Here is a 26846-nt window from a genome sequence, read left to right as displayed (position 1 = left end):
CTAGATGTGATAGATGTCGATCAGCTGGTTGATGTAGTCGTTCTTCAGGACGACGTACTTGCTGACGATCCTCGGCGCGTCGCCGGAGAAATCGATCGCGTAGCGCGACATCCCGAAATAGCTCGACACCGTCTTGTAGCGATAGCTGAGCGTGTGCCAGTTGAAGCGCACGATGTGCACGCCGCCTTCGACGCTTTCGAGCTCGACGTTCGCGACGTTGTGGCTCGTGCGTGTGTCGGGCATCGTCGCGCTCGAGCGCTCGGTCTTGATGCGGAACACGCGATCCTCGAGCCCTTGCCGGTTCGGGTAGTAGATCAGCGAGATTTCGCGCTGCGGATCGGTGACGAGCGCGTCGGCGTCGTCCCACGACGGCATCCAGAACACGACGTCCGGGTGATAGCAGTCGAGCCACGCATCCCATTTCTTGTCGTCGAGCAGCCGGCATTCGCGATGGAGGAACGCCTGGATGCCGGCGAGATCGATCGTCTTCATGCGCGGCTCCGTTCGGCGGCGAGCGCCTTCTTCATCGTCGCGATCCAGTAGCGGTGCTGGACCGTGTACAGCCCTTCGTCCTCGGTCTTCACGCCGCTCATCACCGGCTGGATGCCGATCCTGCGCGCGGCTTCGTCGGGGCCTTCGATCCAGTGCGTCGCGCCGCGGCACATGTCGTTCCATTCGACCGCGCGGCCCGCGTAGCCTTGCTGGCACGCGCGGAATTCCTCGAGATCGTCGGGCGTCGCCATCCCGCTCGCGTTGAAGAAGTCCTCGTATTGACGGATGCGCCGGGCGCGCGCATCGGGCGCTTCGCCCTTCGGCGCGATGCAGTAGATCGTGACCTCGGTGCGGTTGACGGCGAGCGGCCGCAGCACGCGGATCTGCGAGCCGAACTGGTCCATCAGATAGACGTTCGGGTACAGGCACAGATTGCGCGAGTTCTGGATCATCCAGTCGGCGACGTCGCTGCCGCAGCGCGCGGCGAATTCGTCGCGACGATCGAAGTTCGGCCGATCCTCCGGGTTCGCCCAGCGCGACCACAGCAGCATGTGGCCGTGATCGAACGCGTAGAAGCCGCCGCCCTGGCGTCCCCACTTGCCGGCATCCATCGCGCGGATCGAGTCTTCATGCTGCGCGTCCGTCTTGCGGTGATTGACGGTCGCCGCATAGTTCCAGTGCACGGCCGACACGTGATAGCCGTCGGCGCCGTTCTCGGCGGTGAGCTTCCAGTTGCCTTCGTATGTATACGTCGACGAACCGCGCAGCACTTCGAGGCCGTCCGCCGACTGGTCGACGATCATGTCGATGATTCGCGCGGCGTCGCCGAGATACGCGGCGAGCGGCTCGACGTCCGGATTCAGGCTGCCGAACAGGAAGCCGCGATAGTTCTCGAAGCGCGCGACCTTCTTCAGATCGTGCGATCCGTCGCGGTTGAAGCAGTCCGGGTAGCCGGCTCCTTCGGGGTCCTTCACTTTGAGCAGCTTGCCGCTGTTGCTGAAGGTCCAGCCGTGGAACGGGCACGTGTAGCTCGCGCGGTTGCCGCGCTTGTGGCGGCACAGCATCGCGCCGCGATGCGTGCACGCGTTGACGAATGCGTTCAGCTCGCCTTGGCGGTTGCGCGCGATCACGATCGGCTGGCGGCCGATGCTCGTCGTGTAGTAGTCGTTCGCGTTCGGGATCTGGCTCTCGTGCGCGAGATAGATCCAGTTGCCTTCGAAGATGTGTTTCATCTCGAGCTCGAACAGCATGTCGTCGGTGAACGCGCTGCGGTGCAGCCGGTAGTCGCCGCGTGTCTTGTCCTCGACGAGGAAATCGTCGATGCATCGCAGCGTCGGATGACGATCCGGATAGATCGGGATCATGGGGGCGTCTCCTGATGGGCTCTGATCGTGACCGGCGCGCGTCCGGACGATCGGTCCGGCGCTGCGCCGCAACGCGCGCCGTGCGGAAAACCCGGATGGAGCTACGATGCTTCGCAGGTATAGTGCACGACAACGACGCGGTCAGAATGAGGATAGTTGCCGGCAAAACGGTGCGTCCAACACTGATTGAGTATCGGATCGATATCCAAGAGGTATGAAGATGGAACTGCGCCACCTACGCTACTTCGTCGCGGTCGCGGAGGAGCAGAATTTCACGCGCGCGGCGGAGCGCCTGCACATCGCGCAGCCGCCGCTGAGCCGCCAGATCCAGCAGCTCGAGGACGCGCTCGGCGTGATGCTGTTCGAGCGGCACGCGCGGCCGCTGAAGATGACCGACGCCGGACGCTTCTTCTATTCGCACGCGGTGCAACTGCTTGCGCAAACGGCCGAGCTCGAATCGATGACGAAGCGTGTAGGCAAGATCGAGCGCTCGCTGTCGGTGGGCTTCGTCGGCTCGACGCTGTACGGGATGCTGCCGCGGATCATCCGCCGCTTTCGCGACGAATACGGCGAGGTCGAGCTGAGCCTGCACGAGATGTCGACGATGGATCAGATCAAGGCGCTGAAGGAGGGGCGGATCGACGTCGGCTTCGGCCGCATTCGCCATGAAGATCCGAGCGTGCGGCGCATCGTGCTGCGTGAGGAGCGGATGATCGTCGCGCTGCCGGTCGGGCATCCGCTCGAAGCTGCGAAGCCGTTGCTGTCGCTGCACGATCTCGTCAACGAGACGCTGATCATCTTTCCGAAGACGCCGCGGCCGAGCTACGCGGACCAGGTGCTCGCCGCGTTCCACGATCGCGCGCTGAAGCCGCAGAAGATCTACGAGACGCGCGAGCTGCAGATCGCGCTCGGGCTCGTCGCGGCGGGCGAGGGCGTGTCGGTCGTGCCGCGCAGCGTGCACGGGCTCAAGCGCGATGACGTCAGCTACAAGGAGCTCGACGATCCGAATCTCGTGTCGCCGATCATCATGAGCACGCGGATGCTCGACGAATCGACGGACATTCGCGCGATGCTCGCGTTGATTTATCAGTTGTACGACGAATTCAACATGGATTATCAGCAGCCGCACGAGTGAGCGGGCGGCGTGCGGAACGACGCATGAGCGCGCCGGACCGAATCGCGGCCGAGCCGGAGATCGGCTTGCGGGCGCATGATGCGCGGCGCGTTCGCGCTCGACATTCGTTAGTCCGACAAAGCGTTTCGCCGTGACCTAGAATCCAGCCATAACTTCATCCAATGCGCGGCATCGTCGCTTTCGACGCGATTCACCCCGGGGGAAGTTCGATCGTCAGATCGCTTCACGTCTCATGCGAGGAGGGCATCATGGCTCGCAAATACATCGATTGCCGGGAGTTTCCGAGCGAAATGCACTGCACCGTCGCGATGTCCGCCGATTCGGATGAAGAATTGCTGGACGCGGCCGTGCAGCATGCGGTCACGGTTCATCATCATGCCGATTCGCCGGCGTTGCGCGCTCAGCTGAAGACGCTTTTCCACGACGGCACGCCGCCCGTCGACGCGCCGCGCCAAGCGTAGCGTCGACGGAACGACCGATGCGTATCGATATGCACCGGCACGCATCGGTCCACCGAGGCGCATGTCGAATCTGCTCGGGCGCGCGCGCGAATCCGCTGCCGTGCCGGTGAGTCGGCATGCGGACGCGCGTTTTATACCCGGATGCCGCGGCATGCGTCGCCGGGCGCGCGGCGGGCTGTCTTTTTCCTTTCGTGCCGAACGTCGCTGCGTCACGCAGCCGATTCGGCGCGCTTCATCGCTGCGACGAGCGTCCGGAATCCGACCCAGCCCCAGTAGACCCGATGGCGCGCGATGCGTGTGCCGGCGACGTCGATCGATTCGATCACGTCGACCTGATCGCCATGCGGCGTTTCGCGCGGATATTCCCAGATCAATTCGGCGTCACGCGGCTGACCGAGCACGGCGATCTCCATCGGTTCGGACAACGTGACGCCTTCGTGCATGCAAGTCGGCACGCGCTGCGTCAGCGACGTCGCAGCGCAATCGAGGCCGCGAAGCACGAGCGCCGGCCGGAAGTCGCGTGGCTCGCGCAGCGCATGTTCGCGGCCGCGCGGATGTCGGCGAGCGATGCGGTCATGTCATGAACACGAAGGCGAACACGAACACGCGTAGCGCGCCGTTCACGGCTCGACGTCGCCCGCCGCCCCCCGATACGCGCTGGGCGTTTGCCCCGTCCACTTGCGGAACGCGCGCGTGAAGTTCGCCGGATCGGTGAACTGCAGGCGTTCGGCGATCGTCTTCAGGTCGAGGTCGGACGCGCGCAGCAGCCGGCGCGCGTCGCGCAGCCGCGCTTCGTCGACGAGCGCGCGATAGCCGGAACCCGCATCGAGCAGGCGCCGCCGCAGCGTGCGCGTCGACATCAACAGCCGCTTCGCGAGCGCGTCGGGCCCCGGATAGCCGTGCGCCGACAGCGTGAGCTCCGCGCGCACGCGCGCGACGAGATCGCCTTCTTCGTGGCGCACGTCCGCGTATTCGCGCTCGACCTGCGCGAGCGCCTGCTGGTGCGCGACTTCGTCCGCCATCGGCAGCGGCCAGTCGAGCGCGTCGCGCGACACCCACAGCGCGTTCGCCGCGCAGTCGAAGCGCACGGGCGGCAGCCGGTCGCGGTAGCGCGCGTAATAGTCGGGTTCCGGCCACGCGAACTGCAGCTCGATCGGCGGGGCGGCGCGCCCCGTCACCGTGCCGACGTTCTGCGCGATCCCGGTCAGCACGATCTCGAACATCGCGTGATGCTGCAGCACCGGGCTCGCCTGCACGGCGTGCAGCGCGAGCGTCGCGCCGTCGTCGCGCTCCGCGTACTGCAGCCGGTATTGCCGGTTGCGCATCCGGAAATAGCGCGCGTTCACGAGCAGCGACGTGCGCAAGTCGGCCGCCGTCAGCGCCGCGTAGCCGAGAAAGCCGTGCACCGACATCCGCAGCCGCAGCCCGAGCTCGAAGCCGATCCCCTCGTCGCCGCTCAGCCGGATCGCGTTCAGCACGAGCCGGCCCCATTGCGACGGCGCGACGCGCGCGTCCGGCTCGCCGAGCACGTCGTCGCGCAGGCCGGTGCCCGCGCGGGCGTCGCGCGCATCGATGCCCCGCTCTTCGAACACCTTCAGCAGGTGCCGCAGATACGCGACCGGAATCGTCGGCCGGCGCAGGCCCAGATGGTCTTTCGTCGATCGCCGCGTCATCGTGTCGTGAACTGGCCAGGAATGGCCAAGATTGGCCGTAAATGACAAGCATTATGGCTGTTTGACCTCTCACGGACAAGCGGTGCGCGCGCCTACGATGTCACGATCCCGATACTTCCCACGATACGCGATGACGACCCCGTTTCCGCACCTGCTCGCCCCGCTCGATCTCGGCTTCACGACGCTGCGCAACCGCGTGCTGATGGGGTCGATGCACACGGGCCTCGAAGACAGCCGCAAGACGCTGCCGCGTCTCGCCGACTATTTCGCCGAGCGCGCGCGCGGCGGCGTCGGCCTGATCGTCACGGGCGGCTTCGCGCCGAATGTCGCCGGCTGGACGAAACCGTTCGGCGGCACGTTGTCCACGGCATCGGCCGCGCGCCGGCATCGCGTGATTCCGGACGCGGTGCACGCGGAGGGCGGCAAGATCGCGCTGCAGATCCTGCATACCGGCCGCTACGGGTATCACCCGTTCGCGGTCGCGCCGACGCGGCTCAAGTCGCCGATCTCGCCGTTCACGCCGCACGAGCTGACCGCGCGCGGCATCGAACGGCAGATCGGCGCGTTCGTGCGTTGCGCGAAGCTCGCGCGCGATGCCGGCTACGACGGCGTCGAGATCATGGGCTCCGAAGGCTATCTGATCAACCAGTTCATCTCGCTGCATACGAACAAGCGCACCGACGAATGGGGCGGCTCGTATGCGAACCGGATGCGGCTGCCGGTCGAGATCGTCGAGCGCACTCGCGAAGCGGTGGGCCGCGACTTCATCATCATCTATCGGCTGTCGATGCTCGACCTGATTCCGGACGGCAGCGACTGGGACGAAGTCGTGCTGCTCGCGAAGGCGGTCGAGCGTGCGGGCGCGACGCTGATCAACACAGGCATCGGCTGGCATGAGGCGCGCGTGCCGACGATCGCGACGTCGGTGCCGCGCGGCGCGTTCGCGTGGATCACGAAGAAGATGAAGGGCGAGGTCGGCATTCCGCTCGTGACGACGAACCGGATCAATCGGCCGGAAGTCGCCGAGCAGATTCTCGCGGATGGCTGCGCGGACATGGTGTCGATGGCGCGGCCGTTCCTCGCCGACGCCGAGTTCGTGAACAAGGCGGCCGAAGGGCGCGTCGACGAGATCAATACGTGCATCGGCTGCAATCAGGCATGCCTCGATCACGCGTTCAAGAACCAGATCGCTTCGTGCTTGCTGAATCCGCGCGCGTGTCACGAATCGGATCTGAACTATGGGCGCGCGGCGAACGCGAAGCGGGTCGCGGTGATCGGCGCCGGTCCCGCCGGCCTCGCGTGCGCGACCGTGCTCGCGCAGCGCGGGCATCGCGTCGAGCTGTTCGACGCGGCGGCCGAGATCGGCGGCCAGTTCAACATGGCGAAGCGCATTCCGGGCAAGGAGGAATTCCACGAGGCGCTGCGTTACTTCGCACGACAGATCGAACTGACGGGCGTGCAGCTAAGTCTGAATCGCCGTATCGACGCGGCCGAGCTGATTGCGGCAGGCTACGACGACGTCGTGCTCGCGACCGGCGTCGCGCCGCGCAATCCGCGCATCCCGGGCCAGGATCATCCGAAGGTGCTGACCTACATCGACGTGCTTGCGCGCAACAAGCCGGTCGGCGCGCGCGTCGCAGTGGTCGGCGCGGGCGGGATCGGCTTCGACGTCTCCGAGTTTCTTGTTCAGGATGGCGAATCGCCGACGCTCGATCTCGACGCGTGGAGGGCCGAATGGGGCGTCACCGACCCCGCGCTCGTGCGCGGCGGCGTGACGCGCGGCCAGGTCGCGCCGCCCGCGCGCCGCGTCACGCTGCTGCAGCGAAAGGCGACGGGGCTCGGCAAGGGGCTCGGCAAGACGACCGGCTGGATTCACCGTGCGACGCTGAAGATGAAGCAAGTCGAGATGATCGGCGGCGTGAACTACGAGCTGATCGACGACAAGGGGCTGCACGTGACGTTCGGCAAGGAGCGCGCCGACCCGACCGTGATCGAGGCCGATACGATCGTGATGTGCACGGGACAGGAATCCGAGCGCACGCTGTACGAGCCGTTGAAGGCGGCGGGCGTATCGGTGCATCTGATCGGCGGCGCGGAACTGGCCGCCGAGCTCGATGCGAAGCGCGCGATCGACCAGGGTTCGAGGCTCGCCGCACGGCTGTGAGCGAGGCGCGCGTCCGTGCGTCGCTGCGATACGCGCGCAGCGGCTCGCTTCCGCAATAGAGGGCACGTCGCGGCGATCGAGCATCGCGGCGCATATGCATCCGCATGCATTCGAGCGTGCGTGGCAGGCCGGCGTTCGCGCGTCGGGTATCCCGATCCCGGCTCGTCGAATCGGGTGACGTGACGTGAAGGATCGCGATCGTCGGCTCGGTCTTTCATCATGGCGGCGCTTGACGTGCGGCGGCGGTTCGAACGTGAAGCACGGTCGATTGCGCGACGTCGGCAGCGATGACGAGTGTCCGGCGACGCGCACGACGCATGCAATCGCCGCCGCCGCGTTTGCGATCTCGCCGGACAAGCCACTCCGCGCGCACGTCGCCGATTACACGGCCGATCGCTTCGACGGTTCCGTTCGTCGTTGACGAGCGCCTTCCCGCATAGACATACGCGCGCGTACGCGCGCATGCGCATCCACATTTCCCTCCGCATCAAGACAAGCTGCGCCGTCGCCGTGACAACGTGTCGCACTATCATTTTCTGCAAAGATGATTTGTCTCATTGACGGATTTTCATCTCGTTCGCCGGCCGTATGATGCGAGCGCTTCCGCGAATCGGTCGTCCGCCGGTTCGCTCGGACTGCGATACATCTGATGCTGGCAAATGTGATGAATAGAAAGGCTTTCAAAGGCTTGTCGTTGTTCGGGGCGATCGGTGCGCTCGCCTCGCTGTCCGGTTGCGGGCTCGACGTGCTCGATCCGAAAGGCGCGGTCGGCGCCGCGGAGAAGTCGCTGATCGCGACGTCGACGTGGGCGATGCTGATCGTCGTCGTGCCGGTGATCTTCCTGACGCTGCTCTTCGCGTGGCGCTACCGCGCCTCGAACCGCAACGCGGCCTACGCGCCGAAGTGGGCGCATTCCACCGCGATCGAGATCGTCATCTGGACGGTGCCGTCGCTGATCATCCTGTTCCTCGGCATCCTCACGTGGAAGACCACGCACGAGCTCGATCCGTATCGGCCGCTCGAATCGCCGGTGAAGCCGATCGACGTCGAGGTCGTCGCGCTCGACTGGAAGTGGCTGTTCGTCTATCCGGACCTCGGCATTGCTTCGGTGAACCAACTGGCGGTGCCGGTCGGCACGCCGGTCAATTTCCGCATCACGTCCGACGCGGTGATGAACTCGTTCTTCATCCCGCAGCTCGGCACGCAGGTCTACGCGATGGCCGGCATGCAGACGCGCCTGCACCTGATCGCCGACGAGCCGGGCGATTTCGCCGGGATGTCGGCGAACTACAGCGGCCGCGGCTTTTCCGACATGAAGTTCCGCACGCTCGCGACCTCGCGCGACGCGTTCGACGCGTGGGTCGCGAAGGTGCGCGCATCCTCGGACCGGCTCGACATGACCGCGTACAGCCAGCTCGCGCAACCGAGCGAGAAGCAGCCGGTGCGCTACTACTCGACGGTCGATCCCCGGCTGTTCAACAACATCATCGCGAAGTACAACAACGGCCACGTCCTGGACCTGACGGACGCCGCCTGTCGGACGAAGAGGTAAGCATGTTCGGTAAATTGACGCTTTCGGCGATCCCGTTCGATCAGCCGATCATCATGGGCGCGGCCGCGTTCATGGGGCTTGTCGTGCTCGCGATTCTGGGCGCGCTGACCTATACGAAGCGCTGGAAATGGCTGTGGACCGAGTGGCTGACGACCGTCGACCACAAGAAGCTCGGCGTGATGTACATCATCGTCGCGCTGGTCATGCTGCTGCGCGGCTTCTCGGACGCGATCATGATGCGCCTGCAGCTCGCGCTCGCGTACGACGCGCCCGGCTATCTGCCGCCGCATCACTACGACCAGATCTTCACCGCGCATGGCGTCATCATGATCTTCTTCATGGCGATGACGTTCATGATCGGCCTGATGAACATCATCGTGCCGCTGCAGATCGGCGCACGCGACGTCGCGTTCCCGTTCATCAATTCGCTGAGCTTCTGGATGACGGCGGTCTCGGCGATCCTGATCAACATCTCGCTCGTGGTCGGCGAATTCGCGCAGACGGGCTGGCTCGCGTATCCGCCGCTGTCGGAACTGCAGTTCAGTCCGGGCGTCGGCGTCGACTATTACCTGTGGGCGCTGCAGATATCCGGCGTCGGCACGCTGCTGACGGGCGTCAATTTCTTCGCGACGATCATCCGGATGCGCGCGCCCGGCATGACGTTGATGAAGATGCCGGTGTTCACGTGGACCGCGCTCTGCACGAACGTGCTGATCATGGCGTCGTTCCCGATCCTGACAGTCACGCTCGCGCTGCTCGGCCTCGACCGCTATCTCGGCATGCACTTCTTCACGAACGATGCCGGCGGCAATCCGATGCTGTATCTGAACCTGATCTGGGCATGGGGCCATCCGGAGGTCTACATCCTGATCCTGCCCGCGTTCGGGATCTTCTCGGAAGTGGTCGCGACGTACGCGAAGAAGCCCCTCTTCGGCTACAAGACGATGGTCTATGCGAGCTGCGCGATCATGGTGCTGTCGTTCCTCGTGTGGCTGCACCATTTCTTCACGATGGGCTCGGGTGCGAACGTCAACGCGTTTTTCGGGATCGTGACGATGATCATCGCGATCCCGACCGGCGTGAAAGTGTTCAACTGGCTGTTTACGATCTACCGCGGCCGGCTCGAATTCTCGACGCCGATCCTGTGGACGATCGGCTTCATGGTGACGTTCACGCTCGGCGGGATGACGGGCGTGATGATGGCGATCCCCGGCGCGGACTTCGTGCTGCACAACAGCCTGTTCCTGATCGCGCACTTCCACAACGTGATCATCGGCGGCGTGCTGTTCGGCTATCTCGCGGGCTTCAACTACTGGTTCCCGAAGGTGTTCGGCTTCAAGCTGAACGAGAAGCTCGGCAAGGCCGCGTTCTGGTTCTGGCAGGTCGGCTTCTACGTCGCGTTCGTGCCGCTCTATGTGCTCGGCTTCATGGGGATGACGCGGCGTCTGAACCATTACGACAATCCGGCATGGCATCCGTGGCTCATCGTCGCCGCGTTCGGCGCCGTGCTGATCGCGATCGGCATCGCATGCCAGTTGCTGCAGCTCGTCGTCAGCCTGCGCGACCGCAAGCTGCCCGAGAACCGCGACTTCACGGGCGATCCGTGGGGCGGCCGCACGCTCGAATGGGCGACGTCGTCGCCGCCGCCCGCGTACAACTTCGCGACGGTTCCGGCCGTTCACGCGCTCGACGAGTTCGCGTACCGCAAGGAGCGCGGCCTCGGCATCGGCAAGCATGCGGAGTATCGCGACATCCATATGCCGTCGAACACGAGTGCGGGCCTTTTCGTCGGCGTGTTCAGCCTGGTGCTCGGTTTCGCGGCGGTGTGGCACATCGGGTGGCTCGCGATTGTCGGGCTCGCCGGCATCGTCGTCACGGTGATCGCGTATAGCGCGAGCGATGACGACGGCTATTACATTCCGGCCGATACCGTGCGCAAGATCGAGGAAAAACGCGGCGGCGCGCGCTTCGCCGCGCGGCCGGCGGAAGCCGAACTGGAGGCAAACTGATGTCGTATCAATCCGTGAGCGCCGCTCATCATCAGGCTGCGCACGACCATCCGCCGTCGCATTCGGTGTTCGGTTTCTGGCTGTATCTGATGACCGACTGCGTGATCTTCGCCGCGCTGTTCGCCGTGTTCGCGGTGATGGCGCATCAGTTCGCGGGCGGCCCGACGGCCGTCGACCTGTTCGACATCCCGGGCGTCGCGCTCGAGACCGCGCTGCTGCTCGTCAGCAGCATCACGTACGGCTTCGCGATGATCGGCGCGCAGCGCGGCCGCCGCGGCGCGCTGCTCGGCTGGCTCGCGGTGACGTTCGTGCTCGGCGCGGCCTTTCTCGCGATGGAGCTGCGCGAGTTTTCGCACATGATCGCCGAAGGCGCGGGGCCGCAGCGCAGTGCGTTCCTGTCGTCGTTCTTCACGCTCGTCGGCACGCACGGGCTGCACGTCGCGATCGGCCTCTTGTGGATGGCCGTGCTCGCGTTTCAGGCGATGCGCCGCCCGGCGCTGACCGAGCGCGACATTCGCCGGCTCACCTGCCTGAGTCTTTTCTGGCACTTCCTCGACATCGTCTGGATCTGCGTCTTTACCTTTGTCTATCTCGCGAGCGTGATCTAAATGACCGATACGCACCTCTCTCACGACGGCGAAGCGCACGGCACCGTGGGCGGCTACGTCGCCGGATTCATCCTGTCGGTTCTGTTGACGGCGGCGTCGTTCGGACTCGTGTTGAGCGGCGCGCTGTCGTCGCACGCGTCGCTGATCGCGCTCGCGGCGCTCGCGTTCGTGCAGATCGTCGTGCACCTCGTCTATTTCCTGCACATGAACGCCTCGTCCGGCCAGCGCTGGAACGTGATGGCGTTCAGCTACACGGTGCTGACGGCGGCGATCCTGATCGTCGGCACGCTTTGGGTCATGCACAACGTCGGCATGAACATGATGTCGCGCTGACGGCCGCCGCAGCAGGCGCCGAACGGCCGACGAGCCTGGGTCCGTGCCGGCCGGCCCGTCGAGAAGCCGCCCATTTCCGAATCGCCCCACAAAAATTGGACACGGATCCAGCCTTTTTGGGGGCGGTTCACATCGGGGCGGCTTTTTTTGCGTGCCCGGCGCACGCGTGACATGCATGCGCTACTGCGCCGTAATAAACGGTAAGACTCGCAAAGGAGCCGCAACCGATCGGCGCGCGTTCTTCGCTATAGTCGTCGGGTCAGAAGGCCGGCTGCCGGCGCGTCGGGAAACGGCGCGGGTTCGCGGCTTGATGCGTTTGCCGCCATCTTGTGCTCACGACCATGCACGATACGTCCCTTCAGATCCTGCTGATCGACGACGACGCCGCGCTGCGCGATCTGCTGAAAATGTTCTTCCAGCAGCGCGGCGTCGCCGTTTCGGTTCTCCACGACGCCGCCGGGCTTGCGCGCCGGCTTGAACGCGAGCGGCCGTCGATCATCGTGCTCGACCTGATGATGCCGGGCGTCGACGGGCTGACGGCGCTCAAGCAGCTACGCGCGAACGGCGACACGATTCCCGTCATCATGCTGACCGCGCGCGCCGACGGCGTCGACCGGGTGGTCGGGCTGGAGCTCGGCGCGGACGACTATCTCGGCAAGCCGTTCATGCCGCAGGAACTGCTTGCGCGGATTCACGCGGTGCTGCGCCGGCATGCGCCGCCGCGCCCGCAGGGGCAGGGCGCCGGGCAGCGGGCGCCGCTGCGGTTCGGTCCATTCCGGTTCGATTTCGCCGGGCGTACGCTGCTGCGCGACGGCGAGCCGGTGAAGCTCACGGGCAGCGAATACGCGCTGCTCGAAGCGTTCGCGCTGCATCCGATGGAGACGCTGTCGCGCGCGCGGCTGCTCGACCTGCTGCACGGTCCGTATTCCGATCTGACGGAGCGCGGCATCGACGTGCCGGTGTGGCGCCTGCGCCGCCTGCTGGAAAACGATCCCGCGCGGCCGCGCTACATCCGGACGATGCGCGGCGTGGGCTACATGTTCGTACCGGGCGGCGCGAGCAGCGGCGACGATGAAGAATCCCGCTGACACGCTGTTCGTCCGTCTCGCGCTGATGACGGTGGGGCTCATCGTCGCGGTTCACGTGCTCGGCATCGTGCTGCTGGACCGCGAGCGCTTCGCGCTCGAAGTGGAGCAGACGCGGCGTGCCGTCGCGCTGTCGGTGCAGGCGCGCGCGACGGGCGGCGAACTGGGGCGCGCCGTCAGCTCGACGCTCGGCGCATCGTTCGTCAACGTCGGCGACGCGGCGGCATATGGTTGTCCCGCGTCGTGCGCGGATACGAACGGTCCGTTCGAGCGCGATCTGCGCCGCCAGCTTCCGCCCGGCTCGCACGTCGTGGCCGACGAAGGCACCAATGCGCTGTGGGTGCGCTATCCGGACGACCATTACTGGGTGACGATGACGAGCGCGATGCCGTCATTTGCACGCTTCATCGGCATGTCGTCGCTGACGGTGCTGCTGGCGATCGCGCTGGCCGTCCTCGGCGCATGGCACTTGCAGCGGCCGCTCAGGCGGCTCGCGCAGGCGGCCCGCGAGTACCGGCTCGGCCACCGGCCGCCTGTCGTGCGGGAGAGCGGGCCGCGCGAGGTGAAGGAGCTGGTCGGCGACTTCAACGACATGGTGCGCGAACTGGCGCAGATGGAGCAGGAGCGATCGGTGATGCTGGCGGGTCTTGCGCACGACCTGCGCGCGCCGATCACGCGGATGCAGGTGCGCGCGGATCTGCTGCCCGACGAGGCGAATCGCACGGGCTTCCTGCGCGACGCGCAATCGCTGTCGCGGATCGTCACGCAGTTCCTCGACTTCGCGCGGGACGCCGCGGACGCGTCGCCGGTCGCGAGCGTTGACGCACATTGTCGCCAGCACTACGGCGACATCCTCGGCGAGGACACGCTGCTGACGCTCGACCTGCGCGCGGGCGACGGCTTCGGCCTGCCGCTCGTCGATCTGGACCGGATCCTGTCGAATCTGATCGAGAACGCGCTCACTTACGGCGAGCCGCCCGTCGAGATCGCGACGCGCGCGACGGCCGGCGGCTACGTGCTGACCGTGCGCGATCATGGCGCAGGCATTCCACCCGCGCAGCTCGAACGCGCACTGCGGCCGTTCGTTCGGCTCGACGCCGCGCGCGGCGGCGATGCGCATTGCGGCCTCGGCCTTGCAATCGTCAGGCGGCTCGCCCACTATCACGGCGGTGAGCTCGCGGCGTGCAACGCGCCCGACGGCGGCTTCGTCGCGACGATGACCTTCCCGCTCACGTTGCGCGGTGCGATCAGGCATCCCGACGATTCGGAGCGCTGAGCGACGCATCACCCGGCGTCCGTTACAGACGGTAACGCGGCGCTAAGCCCCCGTAAGAGGCATTTCCTTACGCTCGTGGTTTCCTGTTCCGCCGTGCACCGGCTGCTTTCAGCGCGCCCCGTCGCGTGTGCGGCGGAACCGACTCGGAACCGACGAGAAGCCATGAACCGCATACCCATTCCATCCGATCGTCCGCGCGCACCGGCGCGCCCGTTGCGCCGGCGCGCGTCGCTCGCGCTCGTCGTCCTGGTCGTCTCGCTGCAAGCGGGATGCGGCCGGGGCGGGGCGTCCGGTGCCGGCGCGACGGCTGTCGAAGTCGGCGTGATGACGCTTGCCGAGCAGTCCATCGTCCAGCACACCGAATTGTCGGGCCGGTTGTCCGCGATCAAGGTCGCCGAGGTGCGGCCGCAGATCGGCGGGATCGTCCGCAAGCGGCTCTTCACCGAAGGCTCGGACGTGAAGGCGGGGCAGGTGCTGTACCAGATCGATCCGGCGACCTATCAGGCGTCGTACGATCAGGCGCGCGGCACGCTCGCGAAGGCGCAGGCGACGCTCGCGTCGGCGAAGACCAAGGCCGATCGCTACGCGGAACTGGTCAAGATCAACGCGGTCAGCAAGCAGGATTACGACGACGCGGTCGCGGCCGTGCGCGAGGACGCCGCCGACGTGATCGCCGATCAGGCGTCGCTCGAATCCGCACGCGTCAACCTCGGCTACACGCGGATCGTCGCGCCCGTGTCGGGGCGAATCGGCGCGTCGAGCGTCACCGAAGGGGCGCTCGTCACGACGGATCAGACGAGCGCGCTGTCGACGATCCAGGCGATCGACGAAATGTATCTCGACGTGTCCCGCACGAGCGCCGATTGGCTGAAGCTGCGGCGCGCGTTCGCGTCGGGCAGTCTGAAAGCGGCGGGCAACGGTGCGGCCGTCAAGCTCGTGCTCGAAGACGGCACGGAGTACGAGCAAGCCGGCGCGCTGCAGTTCTCGGACATCACGGTCGATGCGACAACGGGCTCCGTGACGCTGCGGACGATCTTTCCGAATCCGGATCACGCGCTGCTGCCCGGCATGTTCGTACGCGCGCGGCTCGACGAGGGCACGGACGATCATGCGCTGCTCGTGCCGCAGCTCGCGGTGACGCGCAGCTCGGATGGTGGCGCGACGGTATTCGTGGTCGACGCGAAAGGCATCGCGACACGGGTGGCGGTGAAGGCCGACACCGCATACGGCGATCAATGGATCGTCACACAGGGGCTGAAGGCGGGCGATCGCGTGATCGTCAGCGGATTGCAGCAGGTCCATGCCGGGACGCCGGTCCGGATCGCCGGCGACGGCGCGTCCGCGACCGCGGCGTCGGCCGCGCACTGAGGGGGCGGCATGGCGAATTTCTTCATCAACCGTCCGATCCTCGCGTGGGTGATGGCGATCATCGTGATGATGATCGGCGCGGCGTCGGTCACGACGCTGCCGGTCGAGCAGTATCCGAGCATCGCGCCGCCTTCGGTGCAGATCACGGCCACCTATCCCGGCGCATCCGCCGAGACGATCGCGGCCACCGTCACGCAGGTGATCGAGCAGAAGCTGAGCGGCATCGACAACCTGCTGTACCTGTCGTCGAAGAGCAGCGCAGCCGGCCAAGGGACGATCACACTGACGTTCCAGCCCGGCACCGATCCCGACATCGCGCAGGTGCAGGTGCAGAACAAGGTCAGCCAGGCGACGTCGTCGCTACCGCAGACCGTGCAGGAACAGGGCGTGCAGGTCGCGAAATCGGCGAGCGATTTCCTGATGATCATCGCTTTGTCGTCGCCGGGCGGCAGCCTCGATTCGATCGATCTCGGCAACGTGATCGCGACGCAGCTCGAGGATCCGCTCACGCAGGTGAACGGCGTCGGTGACGTCACGCTGTTCGGCGCGCAGCATGCGATGCGGATCTGGCTCGATCCGGTGAAGATGCACGGCTTCGGCGTCGCGACCTCCGACGTGACGACAGCGATCACCAACCAGAACGTGCAGATGTCGGTCGGGCAGTTGGGCGGCACGCCCGCCACCGACGCGCAGGCGCTCAACGCGACGGTTTCCGCCGCCAGCCTCCTGACCACGCCGGAGCAGTTCGGCGACATCCTGCTGCGCGTGAACGCCAACGGCTCGAAAGTGCGATTGAGGGACGTCGCGCGCGTCGAAGTGGGCGGCGACAGCTACGACACGTCGTCGCGGCTGAACGGCAAGCCGTCCGCCGCGCTCGCGATCAAGCTCGCGACGGGCGCGAACGCGATGACGGTCGCGACCGCCGTGCGCGCGAAGATCGACGAGCTGAAGCCGCAATTGCCGAAGGACATCGCGATCGCGTATCCGTACGACACGACGCCGTTCGTGCGGATCTCGATCGAGGAGGTGCTGAAGACGCTCGTCGAAGCGGTCGTGCTGGTGTTCCTCGTGATGTACCTGTTCCTGCAGAACGTGCGCGCGACGCTGATCCCGACCATCGTCGTGCCGGTCGCGCTGCTCGGCACGTTCGCGGTGATGGCCGCGGCTGGCTTCTCGATCAACGTGCTGTCGATGTTCGCCATGGTGCTCGCAATCGGCCTGCTCGTCGACGACGCGATCGTCGTGGTCGAGAATGTCGAGCGGATCATGGCCGAAGAGAAGCTCGGACCGAAGGAAGCGACCCGCAAGGCGATGGGACAGATCACGGGTGCGCTCGTCGGGATCACGACGGTGCTGACCGCCGTGTTCATTCCGATGGCGTTCTTTTCCGGGTCGACGGGGGCGATCTACCGGCAGTTTTCGATCACGATCGTCGCTGCGATGGCGCTGTCGGTCGTGCTCGCGATGACGCTCACGCCCGCGCTGTGCGCGACCCTGCTCAAGCGCGCCGACGTCGAGCATCACGCGCGGCGCGGTTTCCTCGGCTGGTTCAATCGCGCGTTCGAGGCCGGAAACGCTCGCTATAGCGCGACGCTCGTGCGGATGGTCGGCCGGCCCGGGCGCTACCTGATCGTCTACGCGCTGATCGGCGCGGTCGTTGCATGGCTTTACGTCAAGCTGCCGTCGTCGTATCTGCCGGACGAAGACCAGGGCTATTTTCTCGTGTCGATCTCGACGCCCGTCGGCACGCCCGCCGGGCGGACGCTGAAGACGGTCGAGCAGGTCGAGCGCTACTTCCTGAAGAGCGAGCCGTCGGTCGACCAGATGATCACGGTCAACGGCTTCAGTTTCAACGGACAAGGTCAGAACAACGCGCTCGCATTCGTTTCGCTGAAGAACTGGAGCGAGCGGACCGCGTCCAGCCAGTCGGCCACCGCGATGATCGCGCGCGCGAACGCGCATTTCGCCAAGGATCGCGATGCGCAAGTGTTCGTGATGAATCCGCCCGCGATCCACGACCTCGGCACACAGAGCGGCCTCGATTTCGAGCTGGAGGATCGCGGCGGACAGGGGCACGACAAGCTGCTCGCCGCGCGCAACCGGCTGATGGCGCTGGCTGCGAAGGACCCGGCGCTCGCGCTGATGCGGCCGTCCGGCCTCGAAGATACGCCGCAGTTTCACGTCGACATCGATCGCGAGAAGGCAGGCGCGCTCGGGCTGTCGATCTCGGACGTCGACGACACGTTGCAGACCGCGTTCGGCTCGACCTACGTGAACAACTATGTCGATACGGGGCGCATTCAGAAGGTTTACGTGCAGGCAGACGCGCCGTACCGGATGATGCCCGCCGACATCGGTCAATGGTACGTGAAGGCTTCTTCGACGTCCTCGTCCTCGACGTCGTCCTCGTCTTCGTCTTCGTCTTCGTCTTCCACGTCATCGGGGGCGACGAATTACGACGGATCGATGGTGCCGTTCTCCGCGTTCTCGACGAGCCGCTGGACGTTCGGGCCGCCGCAGATCGAGCGCTACAACCGCGCGCTCGCGATGGAAATGTCCGCGCAGACCGGCCCGGGCGCGAGCACGGGGCAGGCGATGACGGCCGTCGAGCGGCTCGCGAAGCAGTTGCCGGCCGGGTTCGGCGTCGAATGGACCGGCCAGTCATATCAGGAGCGGCTCGCCGGATCGCAGGCGGTCTATCTGTACGCGATCTCGCTGATCGTCGTGTTTCTGTGCCTGGCGGGTCTTTACGAGAGCTGGTCGGTGCCGCTCGCGGTGATTCTGGTGGTGCCGCTCGGCGTGCTGGGCGCGTTGCTCGGCGCGCATCTGCGCGGGTTGTCGAACGACATCTATTTCAAGGTCGGGCTGCTCGCCACGATCGGGCTGTCGACGAAGAACGCAATCCTGATCGTCGAATTCGCGAAGGATCTGCAGGCGCAAGGACGCGGGTTGATCGACGCGGCGCTGGAAGCCGCGCACATGCGGCTGAGGCCGATCCTGATGACGTCGCTCGCGTTCGTGTTCGGCGTGCTGCCGCTCGTGATCAGCACCGGCGCGGGCTCGGCGAGCCGGCGTGCGATCGGCACAGGCGTGACGGGCGGGATGGTCGCCGCGACGGCGCTCGCAATCTTCTTCGTGCCGATTTTCTTTGTCGTCGTGCGCGGGCTGTTCGGCGAGCATGGCCATTCGAACGACACGCAACAGGCCGGCGAGGGCGAAGCATGAAATTCAAGACTTTGAGTCTGGCCTGCGCGGTCGCGCTGAGCGCCTGTTCGCTCGATCCCGCGTATCAGCGTCCCGCGTCGCCCGTCGAAGCGGCGTGGCCGGCGTACGCATCCGATGCCGCGGTGTCGCGCACGGCGCAGGCGCCGCTCGCCGCCGACGTGGGATGGCGCGATTTCTTCAAGGACGCGCGGCTGCAGCGGCTGATCGCGCTCGCGCTCGACAATAACCGCGATCTGCGCGTCGCCGCGCTGAACGTCGCCGAATACGAGGCGCAGTACCGGATCGCACGGGCGAATCTCGCACCGGCGATCGACGCGTCCGGCTCGCTCACGCGCGAGCGCGCGCTCGGCACGGAATCCGGTCTCGGCTCCAGCAGCGTGAGCGTCGGCACCACGTCTTGGGAGATCGATTTCTTTGGGCGGCTGCGCAGCCTGAAGCGGCAGGCGCTCGAACAGTATCTCGCGACCGACGCATCGCGCACGAGCACGCAGATCAGTCTGATCGCGACGGTGGCGACCGATTATCTGCAGTGGCTCGCGGACGATGCGCTGTTGAAGATCGCCGCCGACACGGCGGCCGCCGATCAGCAGACGCTCGATCTGACGACGGCGAGCATGAAGATCGGCAACGCGTCGCTGCAGGACGTCCGGCAGGCGCAGAACTCGCTCGCGAGCGCGCGGGCGAGCCTCGCGTCCTACTCACGCGCGGTCGAGCAGGATCTCAACAATCTCGTCGCGGCGATCGGCTGTCCGCTGCCCGACGACCTGCCGCCCGCCGGGACGCTGGAGAGCCCGAGCCTGCTGGAAGACATCGGCGCGGGCGTGCCGTCGAACCTGCTGGCCCGCCGGCCGGACATCGTCGAGGCCGAGCACACGCTGAAGGCCGCGAACGCGAACATCGGCGCGGCGCGCGCGGCGTTCTTCCCGAAGATCGCGTTGACCGCGTCGGCGGGCACGTCGAGCAGCAGCCTGTCGGGCCTCTTCAAGGCGGGCAGCGGAGCATGGACGTTCGCGCCGGCGATCACGATGCCGATTTTCGATTACGGCAGCAACAAGGCGTCGCTCGACGTCGCGAAGATCGAGAAGGACATCGACATCGCCGACTACGAGAAGGCGATCCAGACCGCGTTCAAGGAAGTCGCGAATGCGCTCGTCGGGCGCACGACGTATGTCGAGCAGGTGGCGGCCGACCGAGAATACGTCGCGTCGGCGCACGAATACTACGCGCTCGCCCAGGCGCGCTACCGGACCGGCACCGACAGCTTCCTCACGCTGCTCGACGCACAGCGCACGCTGTACACCGCGCAGCAGCAGCTCGTCACGGATCTGCTGGCGAAGCAGTCGAACCTGATCACGCTGTACAAGGCGCTCGGCGGCGGCTGGTCAGCGCCGGGGCGCAGCGGGTAGCGAGCCGGCGGAATGCGGCGTTCGGGGATGTCGGCGTCATCGTGTCGAGGCGGAGTGAGCAGGTAAATGAGCAGGCGAATGAGCAGGCGCGTCGGCGGGTTATCGGCTCAATCCGGGCGGCGCGCCTCAGCGGACGGCGGGCGGCATCGCGCGCGCAAGCCTCCGACGAGCGAGCCGGACGCCAGCGGTCGAGCGACGCGCGCCGCCCGGCGACGGACGGCGGGCGGCGTTTTCGTCGGGGCGTCGCATCGCGACGAGGCGCGCCGCCGCTCAGCGATCGTCGTCGTGGATCGACGACGGATGACGGCACAGCGCGCGCACTTCGATCTGCATGTACGGGAAGAGCGGCAACTGGCTCAGCACGTCGTGCAGGTGCGCGGGGCTCTCGACGTCGAAGATGCTGACGTTCGCGTAGCGGCCCGCGATGCGCCACAGGTGCCGCCACACGCATTCACGCTGCAGCCGCTGCGCCATCTCCTTTTCTTCGGACTTCAGGCTGGCCGCCTTCACCGGATCGATGTCGACGGGCAGGTCGACGGTCATTTCCACATGAAACAGCATGGCTTGCTCCTTGTGATGAACGTTGCGGCGACGCCGCTCACGCCTGCGCGCGAACGCGCTCGACTTCGCTCGCCGGCACGTCGCCGCGCTCGTGCGTCAGCGAGAAGTCGAAGTCGATCAGCGCGAATTGACCGTCGATTCCGTAAGGCTTGCCTTCCGCGCCTTCGGCCTGCTTGATCTCCGGAATCAGGCCCTCGCGCGTCGCGAACGCGAAGTCGTCCCAGATGTGCGGATCGCCTTCGATGTTGATCTGCGTCGTCAGCTTGCGATGGCCGGGCGCCGACACGAAAAAGTGGATGTGCGCGGGACGGTGGCCGTGGCGGCCGAGCTGGTCGAGCAATTGCTCGGTCTTGCTGCCGGGCGGTACGCTGTAGCCGACGGGCAGCACGCTGCGCAAGCTGTAGCGGCCATCGGCGCCGGTGCGGATCGAGCGGCGCAGATTGAACGCCGGCTGCGATGGATCGAAGTACGAATAATTGCCGAGGTGGTTCGCATGCCACACTTCGACGAGCGCGTTCGCGAGCGGCTTGCCGTTGTCGCCGAGCACGCGGCCGCGCATCAGCAGCGTCTGGCCGGGATCGGTGCCGTCGTCGAGACGCGCATGGCCGACCGATTCCGGCGCGCCGGCGACGTACAGCGGCCCTTCGATCGTGCGCGGCGTGCCGCCTTGCAGGCCCGCCTTCGCTTCCGCTTCGTCCATCCGCACGTCGAGGAAGCGCTCGAAGCCGAGGCCGGCCGCGATCAGTCCGAATTCCTTGCCTGCTTCGTTCAGGTAGTTGAGCGCGGACCAGAATTCGCTCGGCTGCACGTCGAAATCCTCGATCGTGTGGAACAGGTCCTTCACGATCCGGTTGACGATCGCGCGCACGCGCGGGTTGCCGGGATTCTTCGCGGCGTCGTCGAACGACTGCAGCAGGGCGTCGATGGCTTCCTTGTTCATCTGCGTCTCCTATGTCAATGAGTGTAGGCGTGGGTCAGCGGGACTGGCGTCGCATCCGCTCGATGCGGGCCCAATCGAATGTGATGCCGAGACCGGGAGCGGCCGGCAGGTGCAGCTTGAAATCCTCGTAACGCAGCGGCTCGACGAGGATCTCCTCGGTCAGCAGCAGCGGGCCGAACAGCTCGGTGCCCCACTTGAGCGAGCCGAACGTGCTGAAGAGCTGCGCGGACGCGATCGTGCCGGCCGCGCCTTCGAGCATCGTGCCGCCGTACAGGTCGATGCCGGCCGCGGCCGCGATCGACGCGACGGCCGCGGCGCCTTGCAGGCCGCCCGATTGCGCGATCTTCACCGCGAACACGTCGGCCGCGCGGTCGCGCGCGAGCGCGAATGCGTCGACGGGGCCGTGCAGCGCCTCGTCGGCCATGATCGGGATGTGCGCGAGCGCGGTCAGGCGTTTCAGGCCCGCGCGGTTCGTCGCGACGATCGGCTGCTCGACGAGGCTCACGCCCGCTTCCGCGAGCCGCATGTTCGCCCACACCGCTTCGCTTTCGGTCCACGCCTGATTCACGTCGACGCGCACGTCGCCGTGCTCGCCGAGCGCGCGCTTGATCGCGACCACGTGCGCGACGTCGTCGGCGACCGCGCGCGCGCCGATCTTCAGCTTGAACGCGCGATGGCGGCGCGCTTCGAGCATCGCTTCGGCCTCCGCAATATCGCGATCGGTGTCGCCGCTCGCGAGCGTCCACGCGACGTCGAGCGCATCGGTCGCACGGCCGCCGAACAGCTCGGACAGCGGCACGCCGAGCCGGCGCGCCTGCGCATCGAACAGCGCGGTCTCGAGCGCGCATTTCGCGAAGCGGTTGCCCTGGAACAGCTTGCGCACGCGCGCCATCGCGGCGCCGGGGCGGGTCGCGTCCGCGCCTTGCAGCAGCGGCGCGAAATAGGTGTCGATGTTCGTGCGGATGCTCTCGGGGCTTTCCTCGCCGTACGCGAGGCCGCCGATCGTCGTGCCTTCGCCGACGCCTTCGATACCGTCCGAGCATCGAACGCGGACGAGCACGAGCGTCTGGCGGTGCATCGTCGCGACCGACAGCTTGTGCGGCCGGATCGTCGGCACATCGACGAGCAGCGTCTCGATGCGGTCGATGGTGATGCCTGTTGCTATCATCGAAATCCTCCTGTCGCGCACATGGTAGAAACAAACGCGCGGCGGCGTCCAACACCCTTTCCGACTACTTCCATACTTTCGAGGTATGCATGGAACTGCGTCAGCTCCGGTATTTCATCGCGGTGGCCGAAGAAATGAACATCACGCGCGCCGCGGAACGGCTGCACATGACGCAGCCGCCGTTGAGCCGCCAGCTGCAACTGATCGAGGACGAGATCGGCCTGGCGCTCTTCGAGCGCGGCGCGCGGCCGCTGAAGCTGACCGACGCGGGGCGGGTGTTCTACGCGCAGGCACGGCGCGTGCTCGAGCAGGCCGACGAACTCGCGCCGCTCACGCGCCGGCTCGCGCAGGCGGCGGAGCGGATCGTGATCGGCTTCGTGCCGTCCACGCTGTACGGCGCGCTGCCCGACGTGATCCGCGCGTTCCGCGAGGCCGCGCCGGCGGTCGAGCTGTCGCTGATCGAAATGTTCACGCTCGAGCAGCTCGGCGCGCTGAAAGGCGGCCGGATCGACATCGGCTTCGGCCGGCTGCGCTTCGACGACGACCAGCTCGTGCGCGAGGTGCTCGTCGAAGAGCGGCTGATCGCGGCGCTGCCGGACGGGCATCCGCTCGCCGCGCCCGACGCGCCGCTCTCGCTCGCGGAGATCGCCGGGCAGACGCTGATCGTTTACCCGAGTACGCCGCGGCCGAGCTTTGCCGATCAGCAACTGTCCGCGCTGCGCGACGGCGGCCTCGCGCCCGCGGCGGTGCACGAGGTGCGCGAACTGCAGACGGCGCTCGGCCTCGTCGCCGCGCAGGTCGGCGTGTCGCTCGTGCCGGAGAGCGTCGAAGGGGTGAGGGTGAAGGGCGTCGTCTACCGGCCGCTGCCGGAGCCCGTCGCGACGTCGCCGATCATCCTGAGCCGGCGGCTGCACGACGCGAGCCGCGCGACCACGCTGTTCTGCTCGCTCGCGCGGGAACTGATGGCGGGCCGCTGACGCCGCGCGCGGAGCGCGGGCCGGCTCAAGCGTCGCGCTGGTCGGCGAGCGTCGAGGACGGCAGCTCGCCGAACCGCTCGCGGTACGCGAGCGCGAAGCGGCCGAAGTGCGCGAAGCCGCAATCGAGCGCGATCTCGGCGATCCGCCGGTCGGGCGCCGCCGCGCGCAGCAGCTCGCGCGCATGGTCGAGCCGCATCTTGCGCAGGTACTGCATCGGGCTCATTCCGCGAAACTGCAGGAAGCCGTCGCGCAGCGTGCGTTCGGGCACGCCCGCCGCTTGTGCGATATCCGCGAGCTGCAACGGCTGCGCGAATTGGGTGTCGATGAATTCCTGCGCGCGCCGCACGAAGCCCGGCGCCGGATCGGCGCGCCGCACGGGCGCGGCGGCGGGCGGATGGCCGTCGATCAGCAGGTCGAGCAGCAATTGTTCGAGCCTCACCGCGACGCGCGGGTTCGCGCTCGCGCTCGCGAGCAGCTCGGGCGAGCGCGCGACGAGCTTCAGCTGCTGCATCCACGCGCTCAGCGCCGAATCGTCGACGCCGATCACCGGATCGAGCGACGCCGCCGCATCGCCGATGTGCGCGGCGAGCGTCGCGGCATCGATACGGAGGACGAACTGCTCGCAATCGCGGGAAAGGTGCGCGGCGAACGGCTCGCCGGGCGGGCACAGCACGCCCGTGTGGCCGTCGACGTCGAACGCGCGGCCCATCGTGCGCACCTGCGCGCAACCCGTCAGACAAAACATCAGCAAGTGATAGCCGTCGACCGCGTCGACGCGCACCTGCATCGCGTCGCCGAACGCGATGGTTCCGATTCCGAGCCCGCCGAGCCGCACGAAATCCATATGTGACGGCCCGTGCCGCGTGCCGTCCGGCAGCAGCGCGTGCGGCTGCATCACGCGCGAGATCCGCTCGCGCGTTTCGTCGAGATCGCGCGATTCGAACAGCCGGTGCTCGCGCAGCGCGAGCGGATCGAATGGGGTCGGGGGCATGATCGTCTGCCTCGCACAAAGCGCCGGCGTCCTGAATATCGCTCGCCGGCCGGATGGCATGTCTGATGCGCGCATCGTAGCGCACAAAATCCGCCGGAAGTGGATACTGCGCCGCCGCAACCGCACTTTCCGGATAGACGGCGGATTTTAGCGTTTCAAAAATCAGTCCCGTCAGGCGGATTGTCGACCGCCTCAACCGCAAGCATCTTGCATGGGATCGGCGTAAGCGCTGAAGCGCTAACTCCGATCGACAGGAGACAACAATGGAACTGACCGAATCGCCAGTATCGCTGATCGATCGCGCCGATTCATCCGACGTGCGATTCCCGCGCGACGACGGCTCGCGCGTGCCGTACAAGGTGTTCAGCTCGCAGGCGGTGTACGACCGCGAGCAGGAGCGGATCTTTCGCGGTCCGACATGGAATTTCGTCGCGCTCGAAGCGGAGATTCCGAATCCGGGCGACTTCAAGAGCACGTTCGTCGGCGACACGCCCGTCGTCGTCACGCGCGGCGAGGACGGCGCGCTCGCCGCGTGGGTGAACCGCTGCGCGCACCGCGGCGCGCAGGTGTGCCGCAAGGCGCGCGGCAACGCGAGCTCGCATACGTGCGTGTACCACCAGTGGAGCTTCGACAGCCAGGGCAACCTGCTCGGCGTGCCGTTCAGGCGCGGCCAGAAGGGCATGTCTGGAATGCCCGCGGACTTCGATCCGACGCATCACGGGCTGCGCAAGCTGCGCGTCGACAGCTACCAGGGCCTCGTGTTCGCGACGTTCAGCGACGACGTCGCGCCGCTGCCCGACTATCTCGGCCCGCAGATGCGGCCGTGGATCGAGCGGATCTTTCACAAGCCGATCGAGTATCTCGGCTGCACGCGCCAGTATTCGAAGTCGAACTGGAAGCTGTATTTCGAGAACGTGAAGGATCCGTATCACGCGAGCATGCTGCATCTGTTCCATACGACGTTCAACATCTTCCGCGTCGGGATGAAGGCGCGCTCGATTCCGGACGCGACGCACGGGCTGCACAGCATCATCACGATGACGAAGACGCGCGACGACGCGGACACCGCGAGCGCGTACAAGCAGCAGAACATCCGTTCGTTCGACGAAGGTTTCGCGCTCGAGGACGATTCGATCCTCGGCCTCGTGTCCGAGTACGACGAAGACACGACGAACCACATCCAGCCGATCTTCCCTCAGCTCGTGATCCAGCAGATCCACAACACGCTCGTCGCGCGGCAACTGCTGCCGAAGGGGCCGAAGAACTTCGAGCTGATCTTCCACTTCTTCGGCTACGCGGACGACACGCCCGAGCTGCGCGAGCTGCGGATCAAGCAGGCGAACCTCGTCGGGCCCGCGGGCTACATCTCGATGGAGGACACCGAGGCGACCGAGCTCGTCCAGCGCGGCACCGTGCGCGACGCGGACGCGGCGTCGGTGATCGAGATGTCGCGCGGCAATCCCGACCAGGAGGACACGGCGATCACCGAGAGCCTGATCCGCAAGTTCTGGGTCGGCTACCAGAAGCTGATGGGCTATTGAAGCGGGAGACGAACATGACCGACATCACCGACGACATCCGCGTGTGGTTCGAGCTGCACATGCTGCAGGACCGCTACATCGGCCATCTCGACAACGACCGGCTCGAAAGCTGGCCGGGGCTTTTCACCGAAGACTGCCTGTACGAAATCGTCCCGAAGGAAAACGCGGACATGGGCTTGCCGATCGGCATCGTCCATTGCACGAACCGGCGGATGCTGCGCGACCGCGTCGTGTCGCTGCGCCACGCGAACATCTACGAAGCGCATACGTATCGGCACATGACGTCCGGACTCACGATCGTCGGCGCAAAGGACGGCGAGATCGAGACGGAGAGCAGCTACGTCGTCGTGCAGACGCGCAGCGACGGCGAATCGAGCGTGTACCAGGCGGGCAAGTATTACGACACGGTCGTGCGCACGGCCGACGGACTGCGCTACCGGAAGAAGCGCGTGATTTACGACACGTCGCGCGTGCAGACGCTGCTCGCGACGCCGATCTGATTCTCGCAAGGAGTTCG

General features: G+C 66.5%; 23 protein-coding genes. 15 read left to right on the top strand and 8 right to left on the bottom strand.

Features of this window, described 5'->3' with window-relative positions; translation table 11 throughout:
* Window positions 1–492: a benzoate 1,2-dioxygenase small subunit gene (gene benB, locus WS62_RS01330; RefSeq protein ID WP_066566686.1), complete on the bottom strand. Its 492-nt coding sequence runs from the start codon at window positions 490–492 to the stop codon at window positions 1–3.
* Entirely contained in the window at window positions 489–1856 is a 1368-nt protein-coding gene (benA, locus tag WS62_RS01325) for a benzoate 1,2-dioxygenase large subunit (protein WP_066566679.1), read from the bottom strand. Before benA ends, benB begins: the two co-directional genes overlap by 4 nt.
* A 220-nt stretch (window positions 1857–2076) precedes the next feature.
* Here benA and WS62_RS01320 point away from each other — a divergent pair, with 220 nt between their 5' ends.
* Together WS62_RS01320 and WS62_RS01315 are read left to right on the top strand one after the other, a co-directional pair.
* A complete protein-coding gene (locus WS62_RS01320; RefSeq protein ID WP_066566977.1) occupies window positions 2077–2991 on the top strand; it encodes a LysR family transcriptional regulator in 915 nt (304 codons plus the stop codon).
* 248 nt (window positions 2992–3239) lie between these two features.
* On the top strand, window positions 3240–3452 hold the full coding sequence (locus WS62_RS01315; protein ID WP_066566975.1) for a DUF1059 domain-containing protein: 213 nt from the start codon (window positions 3240–3242) through the stop codon (window positions 3450–3452).
* A gap of 209 nt (window positions 3453–3661) precedes the next feature.
* Here WS62_RS01315 and WS62_RS01310 read toward each other — a convergent pair whose 3' ends face one another.
* Window positions 3662–3895, bottom strand: a complete 234-nt coding sequence (locus WS62_RS01310) for a hypothetical protein (protein ID WP_066566676.1) — start codon at window positions 3893–3895, stop codon at window positions 3662–3664.
* A gap of 177 nt (window positions 3896–4072) precedes the next feature.
* Window positions 4073–5125: an AraC family transcriptional regulator gene (locus WS62_RS01305; protein ID WP_066566673.1), complete on the bottom strand. Its 1053-nt coding sequence runs from the start codon at window positions 5123–5125 to the stop codon at window positions 4073–4075.
* Window positions 5126–5255: 130 nt separating this feature from the next.
* Here WS62_RS01305 and WS62_RS01300 point away from each other — a divergent pair, with 130 nt between their 5' ends.
* The 10 genes from WS62_RS01300 to WS62_RS01250 all read left to right on the top strand — a co-directional run bounded on the left by WS62_RS01300 (window position 5256) and on the right by WS62_RS01250 (window position 20151).
* A complete protein-coding gene (locus tag WS62_RS01300) occupies window positions 5256–7289 on the top strand; it encodes an NADPH-dependent 2,4-dienoyl-CoA reductase (RefSeq protein WP_066566669.1) in 2034 nt (677 codons plus the stop codon).
* Between the two features lie 664 nt (window positions 7290–7953).
* On the top strand, window positions 7954–8841 hold the full coding sequence (cyoA, locus tag WS62_RS01290) for a ubiquinol oxidase subunit II (RefSeq protein WP_066566664.1): 888 nt from the start codon (window positions 7954–7956) through the stop codon (window positions 8839–8841).
* Window positions 8842–8843: 2 nt separating this feature from the next.
* On the top strand, window positions 8844–10850 hold the full coding sequence (gene cyoB, locus WS62_RS01285) for a cytochrome o ubiquinol oxidase subunit I (protein WP_066566662.1): 2007 nt from the start codon (window positions 8844–8846) through the stop codon (window positions 10848–10850).
* Window positions 10850–11458: a cytochrome o ubiquinol oxidase subunit III gene (gene cyoC / locus WS62_RS01280; RefSeq protein WP_066566659.1), complete on the top strand. Its 609-nt coding sequence runs from the start codon at window positions 10850–10852 to the stop codon at window positions 11456–11458. Before cyoB ends, cyoC begins: the two co-directional genes overlap by 1 nt.
* A complete protein-coding gene (cyoD, locus tag WS62_RS01275) occupies window positions 11459–11791 on the top strand; it encodes a cytochrome o ubiquinol oxidase subunit IV (RefSeq protein ID WP_010110343.1) in 333 nt (110 codons plus the stop codon).
* A 341-nt stretch (window positions 11792–12132) separates the two neighbouring features.
* Window positions 12133–12879, top strand: coding sequence for a response regulator (locus tag WS62_RS01270; protein ID WP_066566658.1), 747 nt, complete (start codon window positions 12133–12135; stop codon window positions 12877–12879).
* Window positions 12863–14152: an ATP-binding protein gene (locus WS62_RS01265; RefSeq protein WP_066566655.1), complete on the top strand. Its 1290-nt coding sequence runs from the start codon at window positions 12863–12865 to the stop codon at window positions 14150–14152. The genes WS62_RS01270 and WS62_RS01265 overlap by 17 nt, the downstream gene beginning before the upstream one ends.
* Before the next feature lie 162 nt (window positions 14153–14314).
* Window positions 14315–15520, top strand: coding sequence for an efflux RND transporter periplasmic adaptor subunit (locus WS62_RS01260; protein WP_066566652.1), 1206 nt, complete (start codon window positions 14315–14317; stop codon window positions 15518–15520).
* Between the two features lie 9 nt (window positions 15521–15529).
* Entirely contained in the window at window positions 15530–18745 is a 3216-nt protein-coding gene (locus tag WS62_RS01255) for an efflux RND transporter permease subunit (RefSeq protein ID WP_066566648.1), read from the top strand.
* A complete protein-coding gene (locus WS62_RS01250) occupies window positions 18742–20151 on the top strand; it encodes an efflux transporter outer membrane subunit (protein WP_066566645.1) in 1410 nt (469 codons plus the stop codon). The genes WS62_RS01255 and WS62_RS01250 overlap by 4 nt, the downstream gene beginning before the upstream one ends.
* A gap of 270 nt (window positions 20152–20421) precedes the next feature.
* On the opposite strand, the gene catC is transcribed toward WS62_RS01250, so the two are convergent.
* Genes catC through WS62_RS01235 form a run of 3 tightly spaced genes read right to left on the bottom strand, consistent with a single transcriptional unit; the run spans window position 20422 to window position 22820 of the window.
* Window positions 20422–20712, bottom strand: coding sequence for a muconolactone Delta-isomerase (catC, locus tag WS62_RS01245; RefSeq protein WP_066566642.1), 291 nt, complete (start codon window positions 20710–20712; stop codon window positions 20422–20424).
* A 37-nt stretch (window positions 20713–20749) separates the two neighbouring features.
* Window positions 20750–21652 carry a catechol 1,2-dioxygenase gene (catA, locus tag WS62_RS01240; RefSeq protein WP_066566638.1) on the bottom strand — a complete coding sequence of 301 codons (903 nt, stop codon included), beginning with the start codon at window positions 21650–21652 and terminating at the stop codon, window positions 20750–20752.
* A 34-nt stretch (window positions 21653–21686) separates the two neighbouring features.
* A complete protein-coding gene (locus WS62_RS01235) occupies window positions 21687–22820 on the bottom strand; it encodes a muconate/chloromuconate family cycloisomerase (protein WP_066566636.1) in 1134 nt (377 codons plus the stop codon).
* 89 nt (window positions 22821–22909) lie between these two features.
* Between WS62_RS01235 and WS62_RS01230 the strand changes: the two genes are divergently transcribed.
* On the top strand, window positions 22910–23797 hold the full coding sequence (locus WS62_RS01230) for a LysR family transcriptional regulator (RefSeq protein ID WP_066566634.1): 888 nt from the start codon (window positions 22910–22912) through the stop codon (window positions 23795–23797).
* Window positions 23798–23822: 25 nt separating this feature from the next.
* On the opposite strand, the gene andR is transcribed toward WS62_RS01230, so the two are convergent.
* Entirely contained in the window at window positions 23823–24848 is a 1026-nt protein-coding gene (gene andR / locus WS62_RS01225; RefSeq protein ID WP_066566632.1) for an anthranilate 1,2-dioxygenase regulatory protein AndR, read from the bottom strand.
* 203 nt (window positions 24849–25051) lie between these two features.
* Here andR and andAc point away from each other — a divergent pair, with 203 nt between their 5' ends.
* Both andAc and andAd read left to right on the top strand, forming a co-directional pair.
* Complete coding sequence (gene andAc / locus WS62_RS01220) at window positions 25052–26329, top strand: anthranilate 1,2-dioxygenase large subunit AndAc (RefSeq protein WP_066566629.1); 1278 nt, start codon at window positions 25052–25054, stop codon at window positions 26327–26329.
* A 14-nt stretch (window positions 26330–26343) separates the two neighbouring features.
* Window positions 26344–26829, top strand: coding sequence for an anthranilate 1,2-dioxygenase small subunit AndAd (gene andAd, locus WS62_RS01215; RefSeq protein ID WP_066566622.1), 486 nt, complete (start codon window positions 26344–26346; stop codon window positions 26827–26829).
* Window positions 26830–26846 lie beyond the last annotated feature (17 nt).

This window comes from Burkholderia sp. ABCPW 14 (genome assembly GCF_001523835.1).
GTDB lineage: Bacteria > Pseudomonadota > Gammaproteobacteria > Burkholderiales > Burkholderiaceae > Burkholderia > Burkholderia mayonis.
The sequence above is the reverse complement of the archived record's forward strand: the minus strand, read 5'-3'. Positions and strand labels throughout refer to the sequence as shown.